Origin of the sequence: Aquimarina sp. MAR_2010_214 (genome assembly GCF_002846555.1) — a bacterium.
GTDB lineage: Bacteria > Bacteroidota > Bacteroidia > Flavobacteriales > Flavobacteriaceae > Aquimarina.
This window is the reverse complement of sequence record NZ_PJMS01000001.1, coordinates 5,364,434-5,383,023: the sequence shown is the minus strand read 5'-3', so window position 1 is coordinate 5,383,023 and position 18,590 is coordinate 5,364,434. Positions and strand designations below refer to the sequence as shown.

Annotated in this window: 30 protein-coding genes; all 30 read left to right on the top strand. The window is 35.2% G+C overall.

Features of this window, described 5'->3' with window-relative positions; translation table 11 throughout:
* On the top strand, positions 1 to 825 hold the full coding sequence (gene rplB / locus ATE84_RS23165; RefSeq protein WP_101450184.1) for a 50S ribosomal protein L2: 825 nt from the start codon (positions 1 to 3) through the stop codon (positions 823 to 825).
* Positions 826 to 831: 6 nt separating this feature from the next.
* Positions 832 to 1,110, top strand: coding sequence for a 30S ribosomal protein S19 (rpsS, locus tag ATE84_RS23160; protein WP_024770876.1), 279 nt, complete (start codon positions 832 to 834; stop codon positions 1,108 to 1,110).
* 8 nt (positions 1,111 to 1,118) lie between these two features.
* On the top strand, positions 1,119 to 1,526 hold the full coding sequence (gene rplV, locus ATE84_RS23155; RefSeq protein WP_101450183.1) for a 50S ribosomal protein L22: 408 nt from the start codon (positions 1,119 to 1,121) through the stop codon (positions 1,524 to 1,526).
* An 8-nt stretch (positions 1,527 to 1,534) separates the two neighbouring features.
* Positions 1,535 to 2,263 carry a 30S ribosomal protein S3 gene (gene rpsC, locus ATE84_RS23150; RefSeq protein WP_101450182.1) on the top strand — a complete coding sequence of 243 codons (729 nt, stop codon included), beginning with the start codon at positions 1,535 to 1,537 and terminating at the stop codon, positions 2,261 to 2,263.
* 20 nt (positions 2,264 to 2,283) lie between these two features.
* Complete coding sequence (gene rplP, locus ATE84_RS23145; protein WP_025666451.1) at positions 2,284 to 2,703, top strand: 50S ribosomal protein L16; 420 nt, start codon at positions 2,284 to 2,286, stop codon at positions 2,701 to 2,703.
* 12 nt (positions 2,704 to 2,715) lie between these two features.
* Positions 2,716 to 2,910, top strand: a complete 195-nt coding sequence (gene rpmC / locus ATE84_RS23140; RefSeq protein WP_025666452.1) for a 50S ribosomal protein L29 — start codon at positions 2,716 to 2,718, stop codon at positions 2,908 to 2,910.
* A 12-nt stretch (positions 2,911 to 2,922) separates the two neighbouring features.
* Entirely contained in the window at positions 2,923 to 3,180 is a 258-nt protein-coding gene (gene rpsQ / locus ATE84_RS23135; protein ID WP_024770871.1) for a 30S ribosomal protein S17, read from the top strand.
* A 2-nt stretch (positions 3,181 to 3,182) separates the two neighbouring features.
* Positions 3,183 to 3,551 (top strand): 50S ribosomal protein L14, encoded by a 369-nt coding sequence (gene rplN, locus ATE84_RS23130; RefSeq protein ID WP_024770870.1) that lies wholly within the window; start codon positions 3,183 to 3,185, stop codon positions 3,549 to 3,551.
* A 13-nt stretch (positions 3,552 to 3,564) separates the two neighbouring features.
* Positions 3,565 to 3,876 carry a 50S ribosomal protein L24 gene (gene rplX / locus ATE84_RS23125; protein ID WP_101450181.1) on the top strand — a complete coding sequence of 104 codons (312 nt, stop codon included), beginning with the start codon at positions 3,565 to 3,567 and terminating at the stop codon, positions 3,874 to 3,876.
* Between the two features lie 2 nt (positions 3,877 to 3,878).
* Positions 3,879 to 4,430 (top strand): 50S ribosomal protein L5, encoded by a 552-nt coding sequence (gene rplE / locus ATE84_RS23120; RefSeq protein ID WP_101450180.1) that lies wholly within the window; start codon positions 3,879 to 3,881, stop codon positions 4,428 to 4,430.
* Positions 4,431 to 4,432: 2 nt separating this feature from the next.
* Positions 4,433 to 4,702: a 30S ribosomal protein S14 gene (gene rpsN, locus ATE84_RS23115; protein ID WP_101450179.1), complete on the top strand. Its 270-nt coding sequence runs from the start codon at positions 4,433 to 4,435 to the stop codon at positions 4,700 to 4,702.
* A 70-nt stretch (positions 4,703 to 4,772) separates the two neighbouring features.
* Positions 4,773 to 5,171, top strand: coding sequence for a 30S ribosomal protein S8 (gene rpsH / locus ATE84_RS23110; protein ID WP_101450178.1), 399 nt, complete (start codon positions 4,773 to 4,775; stop codon positions 5,169 to 5,171).
* A gap of 20 nt (positions 5,172 to 5,191) precedes the next feature.
* Positions 5,192 to 5,734, top strand: a complete 543-nt coding sequence (gene rplF / locus ATE84_RS23105) for a 50S ribosomal protein L6 (protein WP_101450177.1) — start codon at positions 5,192 to 5,194, stop codon at positions 5,732 to 5,734.
* Between the two features lie 11 nt (positions 5,735 to 5,745).
* Complete coding sequence (rplR, locus tag ATE84_RS23100) at positions 5,746 to 6,102, top strand: 50S ribosomal protein L18 (RefSeq protein WP_025666459.1); 357 nt, start codon at positions 5,746 to 5,748, stop codon at positions 6,100 to 6,102.
* Positions 6,103 to 6,108: 6 nt separating this feature from the next.
* On the top strand, positions 6,109 to 6,633 hold the full coding sequence (rpsE, locus tag ATE84_RS23095; protein ID WP_025666460.1) for a 30S ribosomal protein S5: 525 nt from the start codon (positions 6,109 to 6,111) through the stop codon (positions 6,631 to 6,633).
* An 11-nt stretch (positions 6,634 to 6,644) separates the two neighbouring features.
* Positions 6,645 to 6,824 (top strand): 50S ribosomal protein L30, encoded by a 180-nt coding sequence (gene rpmD, locus ATE84_RS23090; protein ID WP_024770862.1) that lies wholly within the window; start codon positions 6,645 to 6,647, stop codon positions 6,822 to 6,824.
* A 9-nt stretch (positions 6,825 to 6,833) separates the two neighbouring features.
* Complete coding sequence (gene rplO, locus ATE84_RS23085) at positions 6,834 to 7,286, top strand: 50S ribosomal protein L15 (protein WP_025666461.1); 453 nt, start codon at positions 6,834 to 6,836, stop codon at positions 7,284 to 7,286.
* A gap of 10 nt (positions 7,287 to 7,296) precedes the next feature.
* A complete protein-coding gene (secY, locus tag ATE84_RS23080) occupies positions 7,297 to 8,634 on the top strand; it encodes a preprotein translocase subunit SecY (protein WP_024770860.1) in 1,338 nt (445 codons plus the stop codon).
* The gene (gene infA / locus ATE84_RS23075) at positions 8,634 to 8,849 is read left to right on the top strand and encodes a translation initiation factor IF-1 (protein ID WP_008613577.1); all 216 of its coding nucleotides are present in this window, start codon (positions 8,634 to 8,636) and stop codon (positions 8,847 to 8,849) included. The genes secY and infA overlap by 1 nt, the downstream gene beginning before the upstream one ends.
* 118 nt (positions 8,850 to 8,967) lie before the next feature.
* Positions 8,968 to 9,084, top strand: a complete 117-nt coding sequence (gene ykgO, locus ATE84_RS23070; protein ID WP_013621733.1) for a type B 50S ribosomal protein L36 — start codon at positions 8,968 to 8,970, stop codon at positions 9,082 to 9,084.
* A 2-nt stretch (positions 9,085 to 9,086) separates the two neighbouring features.
* Positions 9,087 to 9,461, top strand: a complete 375-nt coding sequence (rpsM, locus tag ATE84_RS23065; RefSeq protein ID WP_101450176.1) for a 30S ribosomal protein S13 — start codon at positions 9,087 to 9,089, stop codon at positions 9,459 to 9,461.
* A gap of 8 nt (positions 9,462 to 9,469) precedes the next feature.
* Positions 9,470 to 9,853, top strand: a complete 384-nt coding sequence (rpsK, locus tag ATE84_RS23060; protein ID WP_025666464.1) for a 30S ribosomal protein S11 — start codon at positions 9,470 to 9,472, stop codon at positions 9,851 to 9,853.
* Between the two features lie 130 nt (positions 9,854 to 9,983).
* A complete protein-coding gene (gene rpsD, locus ATE84_RS23055) occupies positions 9,984 to 10,589 on the top strand; it encodes a 30S ribosomal protein S4 (protein WP_101450175.1) in 606 nt (201 codons plus the stop codon).
* A gap of 23 nt (positions 10,590 to 10,612) precedes the next feature.
* Positions 10,613 to 11,605: a DNA-directed RNA polymerase subunit alpha gene (locus ATE84_RS23050; RefSeq protein WP_024770856.1), complete on the top strand. Its 993-nt coding sequence runs from the start codon at positions 10,613 to 10,615 to the stop codon at positions 11,603 to 11,605.
* 63 nt (positions 11,606 to 11,668) lie between these two features.
* Entirely contained in the window at positions 11,669 to 12,172 is a 504-nt protein-coding gene (gene rplQ, locus ATE84_RS23045) for a 50S ribosomal protein L17 (protein ID WP_101450174.1), read from the top strand.
* 221 nt (positions 12,173 to 12,393) lie between these two features.
* Positions 12,394 to 13,509: a glutamine-hydrolyzing carbamoyl-phosphate synthase small subunit gene (gene carA, locus ATE84_RS23040; RefSeq protein ID WP_101450173.1), complete on the top strand. Its 1,116-nt coding sequence runs from the start codon at positions 12,394 to 12,396 to the stop codon at positions 13,507 to 13,509.
* A gap of 184 nt (positions 13,510 to 13,693) precedes the next feature.
* The gene (gene eno / locus ATE84_RS23035) at positions 13,694 to 14,983 is read left to right on the top strand and encodes a phosphopyruvate hydratase (RefSeq protein WP_101450172.1); all 1,290 of its coding nucleotides are present in this window, start codon (positions 13,694 to 13,696) and stop codon (positions 14,981 to 14,983) included.
* 174 nt (positions 14,984 to 15,157) lie between these two features.
* On the top strand, positions 15,158 to 16,444 hold the full coding sequence (locus ATE84_RS23030; RefSeq protein WP_101450171.1) for a citrate synthase: 1,287 nt from the start codon (positions 15,158 to 15,160) through the stop codon (positions 16,442 to 16,444).
* A gap of 183 nt (positions 16,445 to 16,627) precedes the next feature.
* Positions 16,628 to 17,590 carry an arginase gene (locus ATE84_RS23025; RefSeq protein ID WP_233195881.1) on the top strand — a complete coding sequence of 321 codons (963 nt, stop codon included), beginning with the start codon at positions 16,628 to 16,630 and terminating at the stop codon, positions 17,588 to 17,590.
* A gap of 36 nt (positions 17,591 to 17,626) precedes the next feature.
* Positions 17,627 to 18,535 carry a citrulline utilization hydrolase CtlX gene (gene ctlX, locus ATE84_RS23020; protein WP_101450169.1) on the top strand — a complete coding sequence of 303 codons (909 nt, stop codon included), beginning with the start codon at positions 17,627 to 17,629 and terminating at the stop codon, positions 18,533 to 18,535.
* Positions 18,536 to 18,590 lie beyond the last annotated feature (55 nt).

The following is an 18,590-nucleotide window of genomic DNA, read 5'->3' as shown; positions in this document are numbered from 1 at the left end:
ATGTCAGTAAGAAAATTAAAGCCAATTACCCCAGGTCAGCGTTTTAGAGTAGTAAATGGATTTGACGCCATTACTACTGATAAGCCGGAAAAAAGCCTATTGGCTCCGAAAAAAAGATCTGGAGGTAGAAACAGTCAAGGAAAAATGACCATGCGCTACAAAGGTGGTGGTCATAAAAGAAGGTATCGTATCATTGATTTTAAACGTGATAAGCAAGGAGTTCCTGCTACAGTTGCAACAATAGAATACGATCCAAACAGAACTGCATTTATAGCGTTGTTAAATTACCAAGATGGTGAGAAGCGCTATGTTATCGCTCAAAATGGTTTACAGGTAGGTCAGAATATCGTTTCTGGTAGTAGTATTGCTCCGGAAATTGGTAATGCGATGCCGCTTAGTGATATTCCACTAGGAACAATCATTTCTTGTATAGAATTACGCCCAGGTCAAGGTGCTGTTATGGCACGTAGTGCTGGATCATTCGCACAGCTTATGGCTAGAGATGGTAAATTTGCTACTGTAAAATTACCTTCTGGTGAAGTGAGAATGATATTAGTTAACTGTATGGCTACCATAGGTGCTATATCTAATAGTGATCATCAATTGATCGTAGGAGGTAAAGCCGGTAGAACAAGATGGTTAGGTCGTCGTCCTCGTACAAGACCAGTAGCAATGAACCCTGTTGATCATCCAATGGGTGGTGGAGAAGGACGTTCTTCTGGAGGTCACCCACGTTCTAGAAAAGGTCTTCCTGCAAAAGGATTTAGAACCCGTTCTAAGACGAAAGCGAGTAATAAGTATATTGTAGAACGTAGAAAGAAATAATAAGATATGGCACGTTCATTAAAAAAAGGACCTTACGTTCACTATAAGTTAGAGAAAAAAGTAGCTGCAAATGTAGAAGCTAATAAAAAGTCTGTTATTAAGACTTGGTCGAGAGCATCTATGATTACTCCTGACTTTGTAGGGCAAACAATTGCAGTTCATAATGGTCGCCAGTTCGTACCAGTATATATTACTGAGAATATGGTAGGGCATAAATTAGGAGAATTTTCGCCAACACGTTCCTTTAGAGGACACGCTGGTGCTAAAAATAAAGGTAAAAAATAATTTAAGTCATGGGAGTTCGTAAAAGAGAAATGGCAGAAAGAATTAAGGAAGATAAAAAGCAAATTGCTTTTGCTAAACTTAATAACTGCCCTACGTCACCTCGCAAAATGCGTTTAGTCGCAGATTTGGTTCGTGGTGTAAAAGTTGAAAAGGCGCTTCATATTCTTAGATTTAATCCTAAAGAAGCATCACGTCGTTTAGAGAAGTTATTGCTTTCTGCAATAGCAAACTGGCAGGCGAAAAATGAAGACGCTAGCATCGAAGATGCAGATCTTTTTGTAAAAGAGATTCGTGTAGATGGAGGAAGTATGTTGAAAAGACTTCGTCCTGCTCCACAGGGTCGCGCACACAGAATAAGAAAACGCTCTAACCACGTGACAATAGTGGTTGCAGCAAACAATAATACACAAAGCTAATATAAACTATGGGACAGAAGACAAATCCAATCGGAAATCGCCTTGGTATTATCAGAGGATGGGAATCCAACTGGTACGGAGGTAATGACTACGGTGATAAACTTGCCGAAGACGATAAGATTAGAAAGTATGTACACGCACGTTTATCAAAAGCTAGTGTATCTAGAGTAATTATTGAGCGTACGCTTAAACTTGTAACCGTTACTATCACTACTGCCAGACCTGGTATTATTATCGGAAAAGGTGGACAAGAGGTAGACAAGTTAAAAGAAGAGCTTAAGAAAATTACTGAAAAGGAAGTTCAGATCAATATTTTTGAAATTAAAAGACCAGAACTTGATGCATTTTTGGTAGGTTCGAGTGTTGCAAGACAAATCGAAAGCCGTATCTCATATCGTCGTGCTATTAAAATGGCTATCGCGGCTGCAATGAGAATGAATGCAGAAGGTATCAAAATCCAGATTTCAGGACGTTTGAACGGTGCAGAAATGGCACGTACAGAGTCTTATAAAGAAGGTCGTATTCCTTTATCAACATTTAGAGCTGACATAGATTATGCTTTAGTAGAATCACACACTACTTATGGTAGATTGGGTGTTAAAGTATGGATTATGAAAGGCGAAGTATATGGTAAAAGAGAGCTTTCTCCTTTGGTTGGTTTATCCAAAAAACAAGGAAAAGGTGACAGAGGTGGACGAAGTGGTGGAGGTAATAACAAATCACGTCGTAGAAAGTAATTTTTTAAAGTAAATTAACAATGTTACAGCCTAAAAGAACAAAATTCCGTAAGCAACAAAAAGGACGTATGAAAGGTCTTTCACAAAGAGGACACACACTTTCTAACGGTACTTTCGGAATCAAATCATTAGATTCAAGTTTTGTTACTGCTAGACAAATAGAAGCAGCTCGTATTTCTGCTACTCGTTATATGAAGAGAGAAGGTTCTCTGTGGATTAAAATTTTCCCAGACAAGCCTATAACTAAGAAACCTCTTGAAGTACGTATGGGTAAAGGAAAAGGTGCTGTTGAGTATTGGGCAGCAGTAGTAAAACCAGGAAGAATATTATTTGAAATAAGTGGAGTGCCTTATGACGTAGCTAAAGAAGCTTTACGTTTGGCAGCTCAGAAGCTTCCTGTAAAAACTAAGTTTATAGTAGCTAGAGATTATCAAGCTTAATATTTGAGGATTATGAAACAATCAGAAGTAAAAGAATTATCTACAGCTGAATTACAAGAGGAACTTGGTAAATCTCAAAAAGCGTATTCAGATTTAAGAATGGCTCACGCTATGTCTCCATTAGAAAACCCTTTACAATTACGTAAAGTAAGAAGATCTATTGCAAGAATGGCTACAGAGCTAACAAAAAGAGAATTAAACGGTTAATTCTGCTGAAAGATGGAAAAAAGAAATTTAAGAAAAGAGCGTATAGGAGTTGTTACTAGTAACAAAATGCAGAAATCCATTGTGGTTGCTGAAGTTAAAAAAGTAAAACATCCTATGTACGGAAAATTCGTGTTAAAGACGAAAAAATACGTTGCACACGACGAGAAAAACGACTGCAATATTGGTGATACTGTAAAGATCATGGAAACAAGACCTATGAGTAAAACCAAATGCTGGAGATTAGTAGAAGTAATTGAAAGAGCGAAGTAATTATGGTACAACAAGAGTCTAGATTAAAAGTAGCCGATAACACAGGTGGAAAAGAAGTTTTAGTCATTCGTGTTTTAGGTGGTACAAAAAGAAGATACGCCTCTGTAGGAGACAAAATAGTTGTCAGTGTAAAAGAAGCGACTCCAAATGGAAACATTAAAAAAGGAGCAGTTTCAACTGCAGTTGTAGTTCGTACCAAAAAAGAAGTACGTAGACCAGACGGTTCTTATATCCGTTTTGATGATAATGCGTGTGTTTTATTAACTCCAACAGGAGAGATGAGAGGAACACGTGTTTTTGGTCCCGTAGCAAGAGAACTTCGTGATAAGCAATTCATGAAGATTGTTTCACTAGCGCCAGAAGTGCTTTAATACATTTGTAAAGATGACAAAGCTAAAAATAAAATCAGGAGATACAGTACGTGTTATCGCTGGAGACAATAAAGGTCAAGAGGGAACAGTACAAAAAGTATTGAAAGATAAAAACAAGGCAATTGTAGAAGGTGTGAACTTAGTGTCAAAACACCAGAAGCCTAGTGCTACAAATCCACAAGGTGGTATTGTAAAACAAGAAGCACCTATTCATATTTCTAACTTATCATTGTTAACCACTAAAGGGGAAACTACAAGAGTTGGATATAGAGTAGAAGGAGATAAGAAAGTGAGATTTTCTAAAAAATCTAATGAAGTAATATAATTATGGCTTATATCCCAAGATTAAAACAAGAGTATAAAGACAGAGTAGTGTCAGCTCTTACAGAAGAATTCAGCTATGATAATGTAATGCAAGTACCAAAACTTAAAAAAATAGTTTTAAGTAGAGGTGTTGGAGCAGCAGTAGCTGATAAAAAGTTAATCGACTATGCAGTAGACGAATTAACAAATATAACAGGTCAGAAAGCTATAGCAACGATTTCTAAAAAGGATGTAGCTTCTTTCAAATTACGTAAAGGAATGCCTATCGGAGCAAAAGTTACGTTAAGAGGAGAAAGAATGTATGAATTTTTAGATCGTCTTATTACTTCAGCTTTACCACGTGTTAGAGATTTTAACGGAATTAAAGCTACAGGTTTTGATGGTAGAGGTAATTACTCATTAGGAGTTTTGGAACAGATTATTTTTCCTGAAATCGATATCGATAAGGTAAATAAGATTTCTGGAATGAACGTTACCTTCGAAACTTCGGCAAAAACCGATAAAGAAGCAAAATCATTGTTAACCGAACTAGGATTACCTTTTAAAAAGAATTAATTATGGCTAAAGAATCAATGAAAGCCCGTGAGGTGAAGAGAGCTAAGACTGTAGAAAAATATGCAGAGAAACGTAAGGCTTTAAAAGAAGCTGGAGATTATGATGCATTACAGAAATTGCCTAAAAATGCTTCACCAGTTCGTAAGCATAATCGATGTAAGTTAACAGGAAGACCAAAAGGATATATGCGTCAGTTTGGAATTTCTCGTGTAACATTCAGAGAGATGGCGAACCAAGGATTAATTCCGGGAGTAACAAAAGCTAGTTGGTAATAATAAAGTAAATTAATTGGTTTAAGGTTCAGTTAAAAAATTGAAAACCAAAACCATAAATTCATAAACAATGAATACAGATCCTATAGCAGATTATTTAACCAGAATCCGTAATGCAAATAGTGCTCAACACAGAGTAGTTGAGATTCCTGCATCGAAGGTTAAAAAAGAGATCACTAAGATATTATTCGATCAAGGATATATCTTAAGTTATAAATTTGAAGATAATACAACACAAGGTACTATCAAAATTGCACTTAAATACGATAAATTAACTAAAGAACCAGTTATTAAAGAATTACAAAGAATCAGTAAGCCAGGTCTACGTAAGTATGCAGGGTCTAATGATATTCCAAGAATTCTTAACGGATTAGGTGTTGCGATAGTCTCTACTTCTCACGGTGTAATGACCGGTAAACGTGCAAAGCAAGAGAATGTAGGTGGTGAAGTACTTTGTTACGTATATTAACAGTATAAAAGACAAAAGAAATGTCAAGAATAGGAAAAAATCCAGTAACTATTCCGTCTGGTGTCACTGTTGAAGTGACAGGTAATGTTGTTACTGTTAAAGGAAAATTAGGAGAGCTTTCTCAAGAGATCGATAGTATCGAAGTGAAAGTGGAAGAAGGCCAGGTTGTTTTAGAAAGACCTAGTGAAGCCAAAGATCATAAAGCAAAGCACGGTTTATATAGAGCTTTGATTAATAATATGGTTAATGGTGTTTCTGAAGGATTTAGTAAAGAGTTAGAATTGGTAGGAGTTGGATATAGAGCTTCTAATCAAGGTCAAAAATTAGACTTGGCTTTGGGATTCTCTCACAATATAGTTTTAGACATAGCACCAGAAGTTAAGATCGAAACTATTTCAGAAAAAGGTAAGAATCCTATAGTAAAATTAACCTCTCATGATAAGCAATTGGTGGGTCAGGTAGCAGCTAAAATTAGAGGCTTCCGTAAACCAGAGCCTTATAAAGGGAAAGGTATCAAATTCGTAGGAGAACAATTAAGAAGAAAAGCAGGTAAATCTGCATAATAACTAACGTTATGGCATTCTCAAAAGATTTAAGAAGATTAAAGATAAGAAAGCGTATTCGCGGAAATGTAAGCGGTACAGAACAACGTCCTAGATTATCTGTTTTTAGAAGTAATAAAGAAATCTATGCTCAGGTCATAGATGATGTAACTGGTAAGACAATCAGTGCTGCTTCTTCAAGAGATAAAGACATTGCTTCAGCAAAAGGAAGTAAGATAGAAAAAGCAAACTTAGTAGGTAAAGCGCTTGCTGAAAAAGCTAAGAAAGCTGGTGTAGAAACAGTATCCTTTGATAGAGGAGGGTATTTGTATCACGGTAGAGTAAAATCATTAGCAGACGGTGCTAGAGAAGCAGGACTTAAATTCTAAGAAAATATGTATCAAAAATATAAAAACGCAGAATTAGTAAAACCAAGCGGACTTGAACTAAAAGATCGTTTAGTTGGTGTACAACGTGTAACTAAAGTAACTAAAGGTGGTAGAGCATTTGGCTTCTCGGCTATAGTTGTTGTAGGTGATGAAAACGGTGTTGTAGGTCATGGTTTAGGTAAGTCTAAAGAAGTAGCAGAAGCTATCGCTAAGGCGGTAGAAGATGCAAAAAAGAATTTGGTTCGTATTCCATTACATAAAGGTACATTACCTCATGAACAAAAAGGTAAGTATGGTGGCGCAAGAGTATTACTCTTACCTGCTGCTACGGGTACCGGAGTAATTGCTGGTGGAGCAATCCGTGCAGTATTAGAATCTGTAGGAGTGCATGACGTACTTTCTAAAAACCAAGGATCGTCTAACCCACATAATGTGGTGAAAGCAACGTTTGATGCTTTGTTACAATTGCGTAGTGCGCAACAAGTAGCAACTCAGCGTGGAGTTTCACTAGAGAAAGTGTTTAAAGGATAAATTCAGGAACGATGGCAAAGATTAAAATTACTAAAGTAAAAAGTGCGATTAACCGTACTCAAAGACAAAAGAGAACCCTAGAGGCTCTAGGTCTTAAAAAGATCGGCCAGGTTGTGGAGCATGAAGATACTCCTAATATCCTTGGGATGGTAAATAAAGTTAAACATTTAGTTTCGATAGAAACAAAATAATAAAAGCACATGGATTTAAGTAACTTAAAACCTGCTGCAGGTTCGGTAAAAAATAATAGCAAACGAGTAGGTCGTGGACAAGGTTCCGGAAAGGGAGGAACTGCTACTCGTGGACATAAAGGAGCAAAATCACGTTCAGGATATTCTAAAAAGATAGGTTTTGAAGGAGGGCAAATGCCACTTCAAAGACGTGTGCCAAAATTTGGTTTTAAAAACATTAATAGAAAAGAGTATCAAGGGATTAATTTAGACACACTACAAAAATTGGTAGATGATGGTAAAATTAAAGATACTGTTGATCTAGATGTGATTTTAACTACACGTTTGGCGGGGAAAAATGATTTGGTTAAAATATTGGGAAGAGGTGAACTGAAAGCAAAATTAAAAGTTTCAGCTCACAAATTTACAGCCACTGCAAAAGCTGCTATAGAAGCAGCAGGTGGTGAAGCAGTAACCTTATAATAGACAATTCATGAAATTTATTGACACAATAAAAAACATTTGGAAAATCGAAGAACTAAAGAATAGAATCTTAGTTACACTAGGATTACTTTTGGTATATCGATTTGGGGCGCAAATAGTACTTCCAGGAATAGATGCTTCAGAATTAGCAAACCTGGGAACACAAACTCAAGATGGTTTGTTGGGGTTACTTAATGCGTTTACAGGAGGAGCTTTCGCTAACGCTTCAGTATTTGCATTAGGTATTATGCCGTATATATCAGCCTCAATTGTGGTTCAGTTAATGGGGATAGCAATTCCTTATTTACAAAAACTACAAAAAGAAGGGGAAAGTGGTAGAAAAAAGATTAATCAAATTACACGTTGGTTAACTATTGCTATTACTTTGGTTCAAGGACCAGGATATATTTATAATCTGTTTGCAACACTACCGGCAGAAGCTTTTGTAGTGCCTAATCAAACAGTTTTTGTTGTGTCTTCTGTGATCATTATATCCACAGGTTGTATTTTTGCAATGTGGTTAGGTGAGAAAATTACAGATAAAGGTATAGGTAATGGTATCTCCCTTTTAATTATGGTAGGTATTATTGCTACGTTGCCACAATCATTTGTGCAAAACTTTGCATCAAGAACTTCAGGAGACGGAGGAGGAATGATTATGGTATTAATAGAACTGGTTATCTGGTTTGTAATCATATTGGCATCAGTATTATTGGTAATGGCTGTGCGCCAAATACCAGTTCAGTATGCTAGAAGAACAGCCGGAGGAGGATATGAGAAGAACGTTTTTGGATCTCGTCAGTATATACCTTTAAAATTAAATGCTTCAGGAGTAATGCCTATCATTTTTGCTCAGGCAATTATGTTTGTGCCTGCTGCTGTAGCTGGTCTGTCAGATTCAGAAACCTCTCAAGGTATTGCTGCAGCATTTAGTGATATTTTCGGATTTTGGTATAATGTTTTGTTTGCAGTATTGATTATCATATTTACGTATTTTTATACAGCGATCACAGTGCCAACTAATAAAATGGCAGACGATTTAAAACGTAGTGGTGGTTTTATTCCTGGTATTCGCCCAGGAAGTGAAACATCAGAATATTTGGATAAGATCATGTCTCAAATCACATTACCAGGATCAATATTCTTAGCGTTAATTGCAGTATTTCCTGCAATAGCAGTTAAGTTGTTGAATGTACAACAAGGTTGGGCATTGTTTTTTGGAGGAACTTCTCTACTTATTATGGTGGGTGTAGCAATCGATACAATGCAACAAGTTAATTCATACTTGTTAAACAGGCATTATGATGGATTAATGAAAACTGGTAAAAACCGTAAAGCAGTAGCATAATGGCAAAACAACCAGCAATAGAACAAGACGGAAGTATCATCGAAGCATTATCAAATGCAATGTTTCGTGTAGAACTAGAGAATGGTCATGTAGTGACAGCTCATATATCTGGTAAAATGCGAATGCATTACATTAAATTATTGCCAGGAGATAAGGTGAAGTTAGAAATGAGTCCTTATGATTTAACAAAGGCTCGTATAACATATAGATACTAAATAATTTAAGAATATTGTAAATTAAGATTTTTTGTGTACTTTTGCAGGCCGAAAAATCTTGTTACTGATACCTTCCAAAAGATATAATTAGTATGTTTTGGGAATTAAAAACAAAGAGATGAAAGTTAGAGCATCAATAAAAAAAAGAAGTGCCGAGTGCAAGATTGTGCGTAGAAAAGGCCGACTTTACGTAATTAATAAAAAGAATCCTAGATTTAAACAAAGACAAGGGTAATTATGGCAAGAATTGCAGGGGTAGATATACCTAAACAAAAGCGAGGAGTTATAGCATTAACCTATATCTTCGGAATTGGTAGAAGTAGAGCTAAAGAAATTTTAGATACTGCCAAAGTAGATCAAAGTGTAAAAGTTTCAGATTGGGATGATGATCAAATTGGTCGTATCCGTGAAGCTGTAGGAACCTATACTATTGAAGGAGAATTACGTTCTGAGGTACAGTTAAACATCAAACGTCTTATGGATATTGGATGTTATAGAGGTATCCGTCATAGAGCTGGTTTGCCACTTAGAGGACAACGCACTAAGAACAATTCTAGAACACGTAAAGGAAGAAGAAAAACAGTTGCTAATAAGAAAAAAGCAACTAAATAATAAGTAGTATGGCAAAGTCAACTTCAAAAAAACGTAAAGTAATTGTTGAATCAGTAGGAGAAGCACACGTAACAGCTTCTTTTAACAACATAATTATTTCGTTAACAAATAAAAAGGGAGACGTTATTTCTTGGTCTTCTGCTGGTAAAATGGGTTTTAGAGGTTCTAAGAAGAATACTCCTTATGCTGCCCAATTAGCCGCAGAAGATGCTTCTAAAGTAGCTATCGAAGCTGGACTTAAGAAGGTAAAGGTATATGTTAAAGGTCCAGGTAATGGTAGAGAATCGGCAATACGTTCTCTTCATAATTCAGGTATTGAGGTTTCAGAAATTATTGATGTTACTCCAATGCCCCATAACGGATGCCGTCCTCCAAAAAGACGTAGAGTATAATTTTTATCCCGAATTTTAATTTCGGGATCTTTTATATAAATAAAAATAAGTAAATCTAAATTAGGAGTATTGATTGTCGAAGGAAAGAGACCTTAATTCATAATCATCCTAAGTAACTAAATTATTAATAATGGCAAGATATACTGGTCCAAAAACTAAAATCGCTCGTAAATTTGGCGAAGCGATCTTCGGAGACGATAAGTCATTCGAAAAAAGAAATTACCCGCCGGGACAACACGGAAACAACAGACGTAGAGGAAAGAAAAGTGAGTATGCTATCCAGTTAATGGAAAAGCAAAAAGCAAAGTATACGTATGGAGTATTAGAGCGTCAATTCCGTAACATGTTCGAAAAAGCAACACGTGCTCAAGGAATTACTGGTGAGGTATTACTTCAACTTTGTGAATCTCGTTTGGATAATGTAGTATTCAGAATGGGATTGGCAAATTCTCGTAGAGGAGCAAGACAGTTAGTTTCTCACAGACATATAACTGTTAATGGACAACAAGTTAACATTCCTTCTTATCAACTGAAAGCAGGAGATGTTGTTGGAGTAAGAGAAAAATCAAAATCATTAGAAGTAATTCAGAACTCTCTTGCTAATAACAGTAAAGTGTATGAATGGATTACGTTCAATAATGATACTAAGCAAGGTACTTTTGTATCTGTTCCGGCTAGAATTCAAATTCCGGAAAACATTAACGAACAATTCATCGTCGAATTATACTCTAAGTAATAACTCTAAGAAGAAACAATAACATGGCAATATTAAATTTTCAGAAGCCCGATAAAGTTATCATGATCGACTCTACTGAGTTCGATGGTAAATTTGAATTTAGACCATTAGAACCAGGGTATGGATTAACAGTTGGTAACGCTTTACGAAGAGTTTTGCTATCTTCTTTAGAGGGATTCGCTATAACTTCTCTTAGAATAGAAGGTGTAGATCATGAGTTCTCTACGATCTCTGGAGTAGTAGAAGATGTTACCGAGATTATCTTAAATCTTAAACAAGTACGTTTTAAGCGTCAAATAGAAGATATAGATAATGAATCTGTGACGATCTCTATTTCGGGTCAAGAGCAATTAACTGCTGGTGATTTTCAGAAATTTATTTCTGGATTCCAGGTGTTAAATCCTGATCTTGTAATCTGTAACATGGATAAAAAAGTAGCACTTAACCTAGAAATTACTATCGAAAAAGGTAGAGGTTATGTTCCTGCTGAAGAAAATAAGAAAGCTAACGCTCCTATTGGAACCATTTTTACAGATTCTATTTACACTCCAATCAAAAATGTTAAGTATAGCATTGAGAACTATCGTGTAGAGCAAAAAACAGATTACGAAAAATTAGTTTTCGAAATTGTAACAGATGGATCTATTCATCCAAAAGATGCATTAACCGAAGCTGCTAAAATATTAATCCATCACTTTATGTTATTCTCTGATGAGCGTATTACATTAGAAGCTGATGAAATTGCACAAACAGAAACTTATGATGAAGAATCACTTCACATGAGACAGTTGTTAAAAACTAAATTGATCGATATGGATCTTTCTGTACGTGCACTTAATTGTTTAAAAGCAGCAGAGGTAGATACTTTAGGAGATTTGGTATCTTACAATAAAAATGACTTAATGAAGTTTCGTAACTTTGGTAAGAAATCTTTAACAGAACTTGAAGAATTAGTGAATGTTAAAGGACTTAACTTTGGTATGGATCTTTCAAAATACAAATTAGATAAAGACTAATCCATCATAGTTTGCTCTCTGCATGAGGCAGATTGAGCAAGATGATGATTAAAATAAAATGTCATGAGACACGGAAAAAAAGTAAATCACTTAGGGAGAAAAACAGCACATCGTAAAGCAATGCTTGCGAATATGGCTTGTTCTCTAATAGAGCACAAAAGAATCAACACTACAGTTGCAAAAGCAAAAGCACTTAAGCAGTTTGTAGAGCCATTAGTGACAAAAGCAAAAGCAGAAAATAACACGACTACTGCAGAATCTACTCATAATAGACGAATTGCTTTTAGTCGTCTTGGGAATAATAAGTATGCTGTAGCAGAGTTGTTCGGAGATGTGTCTTCTAAAATAGGAGATAGACCAGGTGGATACACAAGAATTATAAAACTTGGTAACCGTCTTGGGGATAATGCAGATATGGCTATGATCGAATTAGTAGATTATAACGAGCTATACAATGCTGGTAAGCCTGCTAAAAAGAAATCAAGAAGAAGAGGTGGTAAAGGAAAGAAAGCTGAAACTGCTCCCGTAGCACCAGTAACCGAAACTACTAGTTCTGAAGAAGAGTAAATGAAAAATGCGAATCGCACATAATAATAAAAGGATAAACGTTCGTCGTTTATCCTTTTTTTTTGAATAATTCTAAAAAGTTAGTTTCCGCCAAAACGGAAATTTTATAATCAAATAAAGTTGAAAACGATGAAACAAACATGGTAGTAAAGATTGAAATGCCAATCCAAACAAATACTATGTGAATTTTGTCAGACCATTAAAAACAAAAGGTATAACAAATGAAATATCAATCTCGAAAAAAAGCAGTTCTTTTATTAGCAGATGGTACAATTTTTCATGGCAAAGCTGTGGGAAGAGAAGGTAGTGCTTTTGGTGAAGTATGTTTTAATACTGGTATGACAGGTTACCAGGAAATTTTTACAGACCCTTCGTATTACGGGCAATTAATGGTAGCTACCAATGCGCATATAGGTAATTATGGAACTAACGAAAACGAAATAGAATCTGATTCCATTAAAATTGCGGGCCTGATTGTTAAGAATTTTAGTTACGAATATTCCCGAGACCTAGCAGATAGTTCTTTACAAGAATTTTTAGAAAAACATAATCTCTTAGCAATTTCTGATGTAGATACAAGAGCATTAGTAAGCTATATTAGGGATAATGGAGCAATGAATGCTGTGATCTCTACAGAGGTTGATGATGTAGATAAATTAAAAAAGGAACTAGCAGCAGTTCCTGATATGAATGGTTTAGAACTAGCTTCAAAAGTTTCTACTACAGCACCTTATTTTGTAGGTGACCCTAATGCTACTTATAAGATTTCAGCTTTAGATATAGGAATAAAGAAAAATATACTTCGTAACCTGACAAGCAGAGATGCATATATAAAAGTATTTCCTTATAATGCTACATTCGAAGAAATGAGTGGATGGGAGCCAGATGGATACTTCCTTTCTAATGGTCCTGGTGATCCAGAACCATTAACCCAAGCAATTGCAACTGCAAAAGAGATTCTCGAAAAAGATTTGCCACTATTTGGTATTTGTTTAGGGCATCAGGTAATAGCATTAGCCAATGGGATAAGTACATATAAAATGTATAATGGGCATAGGGGAATAAATCACCCGGTTAAAAACCTGATTACAGGTAAAGGAGAAATTACTTCACAGAATCATGGTTTCGCAATACATAGAGAAGAAACAGAAAAACACCCAGATGTAGAAATAACTCATGTGCATCTTAATGATGACACCGTTGCAGGAATCAAAATGAAAAATAAAAACTGTTTCTCTGTACAGTATCATCCAGAGGCTAGCCCCGGACCTAATGATTCGATCTATTTGTTTGATCAGTTTATCGAGAATATTAAAAAAACAAAAATCACAGCATAGTAGAACAATGATATAGTAACTTTTGGTTCTTTAGAGGAAACAATAATCTATAACGTTATAGTTGATAACTTCATAATTATATCATGGTTTCTGTAGTAAATTATGGTTTTTTTGAAGAGCTTAAAGTGTACTGGTTTTGTATATTGCGAAGAATTAAAATTATCCAACAAAATAAATTAAAAACATGAGTGTAATTATTAATATTCACGCTAGACAGATCTTAGATTCACGTGGTAATCCAACTGTAGAAGTAGACGTGATTACCGAAAACGGTGTTTTAGGAAGAGCAGCTGTTCCTTCTGGAGCATCTACTGGAGAACACGAGGCTGTAGAACTACGAGATGGTGGCGCAGCATATATGGGTAAAGGAGTTCTCAAGGCTGTCGAAAATGTAAATACAATAATTGCTGAAGAGTTATTAGGATATTCTGTTTTTGATCAGAATTTATTAGATCAAACGATGATCCAATTAGACGGTACTTCTAACAAGTCAAAACTTGGAGCTAATGCAATATTAGGAGTTTCGCTAGCAGCAGCAAAAGCAGCAGCAAACGAACTTAATATGCCGTTATATCGTTATGTAGGAGGAGTAAGTGCTAATACGCTACCTGTGCCAATGATGAATATTATCAATGGAGGTTCGCATAGTGATGCACCAATAGCATTTCAGGAGTTTATGGTGATGCCGGTAAAAGCCAAAAATTTTACACATGCAATGCAAATGGGAACCGAGATCTTTCATAACCTAAAAAAAGTATTGCATGACAGAGGTCTGAGCACTGCAGTAGGTGATGAAGGAGGATTTGCTCCAGCATTAGACGGTACAGAAGATGCTTTGGATTCAATTGCTCTAGCAGTAGAAAAAGCAGGATACAAATTTGGTGATGAGATAATGGTTGCGCTAGACTGTGCAGCAGCAGAATTTTTTGTTGATGGTAAATATGATTATACAAAATTTGAAGGCGATAAAGGAGTAATACGAACGAGTGAAGAACAAGCGGATTATCTTGCAGAACTAGCTTCAAAGTATCCAATTATTTCTATAGAAGATGGTATGGATGAGAATGATTGGGAAGGGTGGAAATATCTTACAGGTAAAATAGGAAATAAGGTTCAGTTAGTTGGAGACGATTTGTTTGTTACGAATGTAGAACGACTTTCAAGAGGAATAGAAAATAGTACTGCCAATTCGATACTAATAAAAGTTAATCAGATAGGAACGCTTACTGAGACTATTGCTGCAGTAAATATGGCACATAATGCAGGGTATACTTCTGTAATGTCACACCGCTCTGGCGAAACAGAGGATAATACTATCGCAGATCTGGCTGTAGCCTTAAATACAGGGCAAATTAAAACAGGGTCGGCATCTCGTAGTGATAGAATGGCAAAATACAACCAATTACTTCGTATTGAAGAAGAATTAGGAAGCGTTGCATACTATCCAAAAGAAAGTGCATTTAAGGTGAAATAGTAGAGACTATAAACGATTATAAAGCGGTTATCTAATTAGGTAGCCGCTTTATTTTTTTTATAATTGTGAAAATGAGTTGTAGGGGTAAAAATGATCGTATGATTAATACTATGTTAACACTATATTTCGTAATTTAGCAACCCTACAATAATAGCAAAACTCTAAAATAATCACATGTCAAAAATAGCTACATTAGAAATCGACGGTAATAAATATGAGTTCCCGATAATAGAAGGAACAGAGAAAGAATTAGGAATTGATATTAAAACACTAAGAGGGGTAACCGGAGGGGTTACAACCATTGATCCTGGATATAAAAATACAGGAAGTTGTGTGAGTGGTATTACATTTCTTGATGGAGAAAAAGGAGTTTTAAGATACCGAGGATATTCTATAGAAGAATTGGCAGAAAAAGCAGATTTTTTAGAAGTCGCTTATTTATTGATTTTTGGAGAATTACCTACTGCAGCAGAATTAGAAAAATTTGATAGAGATATTAAAGAAGAATCTCATGTTGATGAAGATATGAAGAAAATCCTGGATGGATTTCCTAAAAGCGCACATCCAATGGGTGTATTGTCTTCTTTAACAAGTGCATTAATAGCTTTTAATCCAGGATCGGTAGATGTTGATTCTGAAGAAGAAATGTATAATGCTATTGTGAAAATCCTGGCAAAATTTCCAGTGTTAGCAGCATGGACAATGAGAAAAAGAAAAAGTCTTCCATTAGATTATGGAGATAACTCATTGGGATATGTACAGAATTTACATAAAATGATGTTTGCAAGACCTAATAAAGCATATGAATCAAATAACCTTGTATATGATGCATTGGATAAATTATTAATCCTTCATGCAGATCATGAACAAAACTGTTCTACTTCTACAGTTAGGATTGTTGGTTCTTCTCATGCAGGATTGTTTGCTTCGTTATCTGCAGGAATGTCTGCATTATGGGGACCTCTTCATGGAGGAGCAAATCAAGCTGTTATAGAAATGCTTGAAGCAATTAAGGAAGATGGAGGAGATACTGCTAAGTATATTGCAAAAGCTAAAGATAAAAATGATCCCTTCCGTTTAATGGGGTTTGGTCATAGAGTATATAAAAACTTTGATCCAAGAGCTAAGATTATAAAAACATCTGCAGAAGAAATACTTGAAGATTTAGGTATTGAGGACCCTGTTCTTGATATTGCTAAAGGATTAGCAAAAGTAGCTTTGGAAGATGAATACTTTATACAAAGAAAACTATACCCTAATGTAGATTTTTATTCTGGTATTATATACAGAGCTTTAGGGATACCAACCGAAATGTTTACCGTAATGTTTGCTTTAGGAAGATTGCCAGGATGGATTGCTCAATGGAGAGAGATGAGACTTCGTAAAGAACCAATTGGAAGACCAAGACAGATATATATCGGTGAAAATATCAGACCTTTTGTAAAAGTAGAGAATAGATAAAAATTAGATTTTTATAATATAAGAGCCTTACATTATAATTAATAGTAGTAAGGCTTTTTTATTTTATCTTTATGCACTTCTGAAAAGAGATGAGTATTAAAATGAACTTGATAAAATAGATTAGATAAAGATGTTTTAATTGTAGAGTATTTCTGAAAGCGATTAAAAACAGAAGCATAAATAATGAAAGAAATTAAATTAGTTAAAAATAGATCAGATATTGGAGCAGGAACAAGAGGTTCTGATCTAGGAGTTGATGCAATAGAAATTGCAGCTATTAATAAAAATGATGATTATTTTAATCTGTATTCCTATGAAAATGTGGAAACAGAAAATGAAACCATATACAATAAAGTAAACAATTCATTCGCTAAGCGAATAGGAAGCGTGCTTAACGTGTGTACCCGATTGAGTGATAGTGTAGAGAGAAATCTTAAAAATAATACATACCCTGTTGTATTGTCAGGAGACCATTCATCTGCTTTGGGTACGATTAGTGGGATAAAGGCAGCTTTTCCAAACAAAACATTAGGAGTGGTGTGGATAGATGCTCATGCCGATGTACATTCACCATATACATCACCTTCAGGAAATATACATGGTATGCCATTAGCAGCAGCACTTTCTGATGATAATTTGAATTTTAAGATCAATGAGGTGTCAGAAGAAACAGCTGGTTTGTGGAATAAAATGAAAAATATTGGTATTGAAGGTCAAAAGATAGAATACCAGAATATTGTATATTTTGGAGTGAGAGATACAGAAGAGCCAGAAGAAGGAGTAATCGCAGAAAATGGGATTAAAAATTATATGGTAGAAGAAATGCGCTACCGTGGTTTTGAAAAATGTTTAGAAGAAGCAATTCAAAGATTAGAATCCTGCGATATGATATATGTTTCTTTTGACGTTGATAGTATGGATTGTGATTTGATTTCTAAAGGAACCGGAACACCTGTTTCTAGAGGATTTGATATTGATGAGGCAATTCGTATTATTCAAGCATTTGTGAGAACAGAGAAAACGGTTTGCTTTGAAGTAGTAGAAGTCAACCCTACACTAGATAATAAAGGGAACAAGATGGCAGAGGCTGCTTTTGATGTGTTAAAAGCTACAACAACGACAATTACAGAAAAAATGATAAGCTAAATTTATTTGGAAAAACAGATAACCAATACCATAGTAATGATTCGTCCTGTTCAATTTAGGATGAACGAACAAACAGCTGTAAATAATTATTACCAGGAAACCACTGGGGTGGATCTAAAAACTGCTAATATCAATGCTCAAGAAGAATTTACTCAATTTGTAAGTGTACTAAGAGAAGCAGGAGTGAAAGTAATTGTAATTGATGATGATCACGAAAATGATACTCCAGATTCTATTTTTCCTAATAATTGGGTGTCTTTTCATGAAAATGGAGATGTAGGATTATATCCAATGTTTGCAGTAAATAGAAGAAAAGAGCGTAGACCAGAAATTTTAGATCAAATAGAATCGTCTGGTTTTGTGATGAACAATATTATAGATTATACTGGTGCTGAAGATGAAGAACTATTTCTTGAAGGTACTGGTAGTCTGGTATTAGATAGGGTAAATAGAAAAGCATATTGTGCATTATCTCCTCGTGCAGATGAGGATTTGTTTATAGAGTTTTGTGAAGATTTTGAGTATACACCCGTTATCTTTACAGCGTATCAAACTGTTAATGAAAAACGATTACCAATATATCATACTAATGTAATGATGGGAGTGGGAGAAACATTTGCAGTTGTATGTTTAGAATCTATTGATGATAAAAAAGAACGTAAAAACCTGATTAATCATTTAAGAGATGATGATAAAGAGATTATTGCAATTACAGAAGATCAAGTAAACAACTTTGCGGGTAATATGCTTCAAGTTGTTGGTTTGGGAGATAAGCGTTATATTGTCATGTCATCCGCAGCGTTTAAGAGTTTAACTAAAGATCAAATTGCCAAGATAGAAAAGCATTGTGCAATTCTTCATAGCAACCTTAATACAATTGAAACATTAGGTGGAGGGAGTGCACGTTGTATGATGGCAGAAGTTTTTCTCCCGAAAAGTTTGTAGTTCTATGAGCTGTAGTTAAAACTTCAAATTTAACTAGTAAGTAATTGTAAATTAC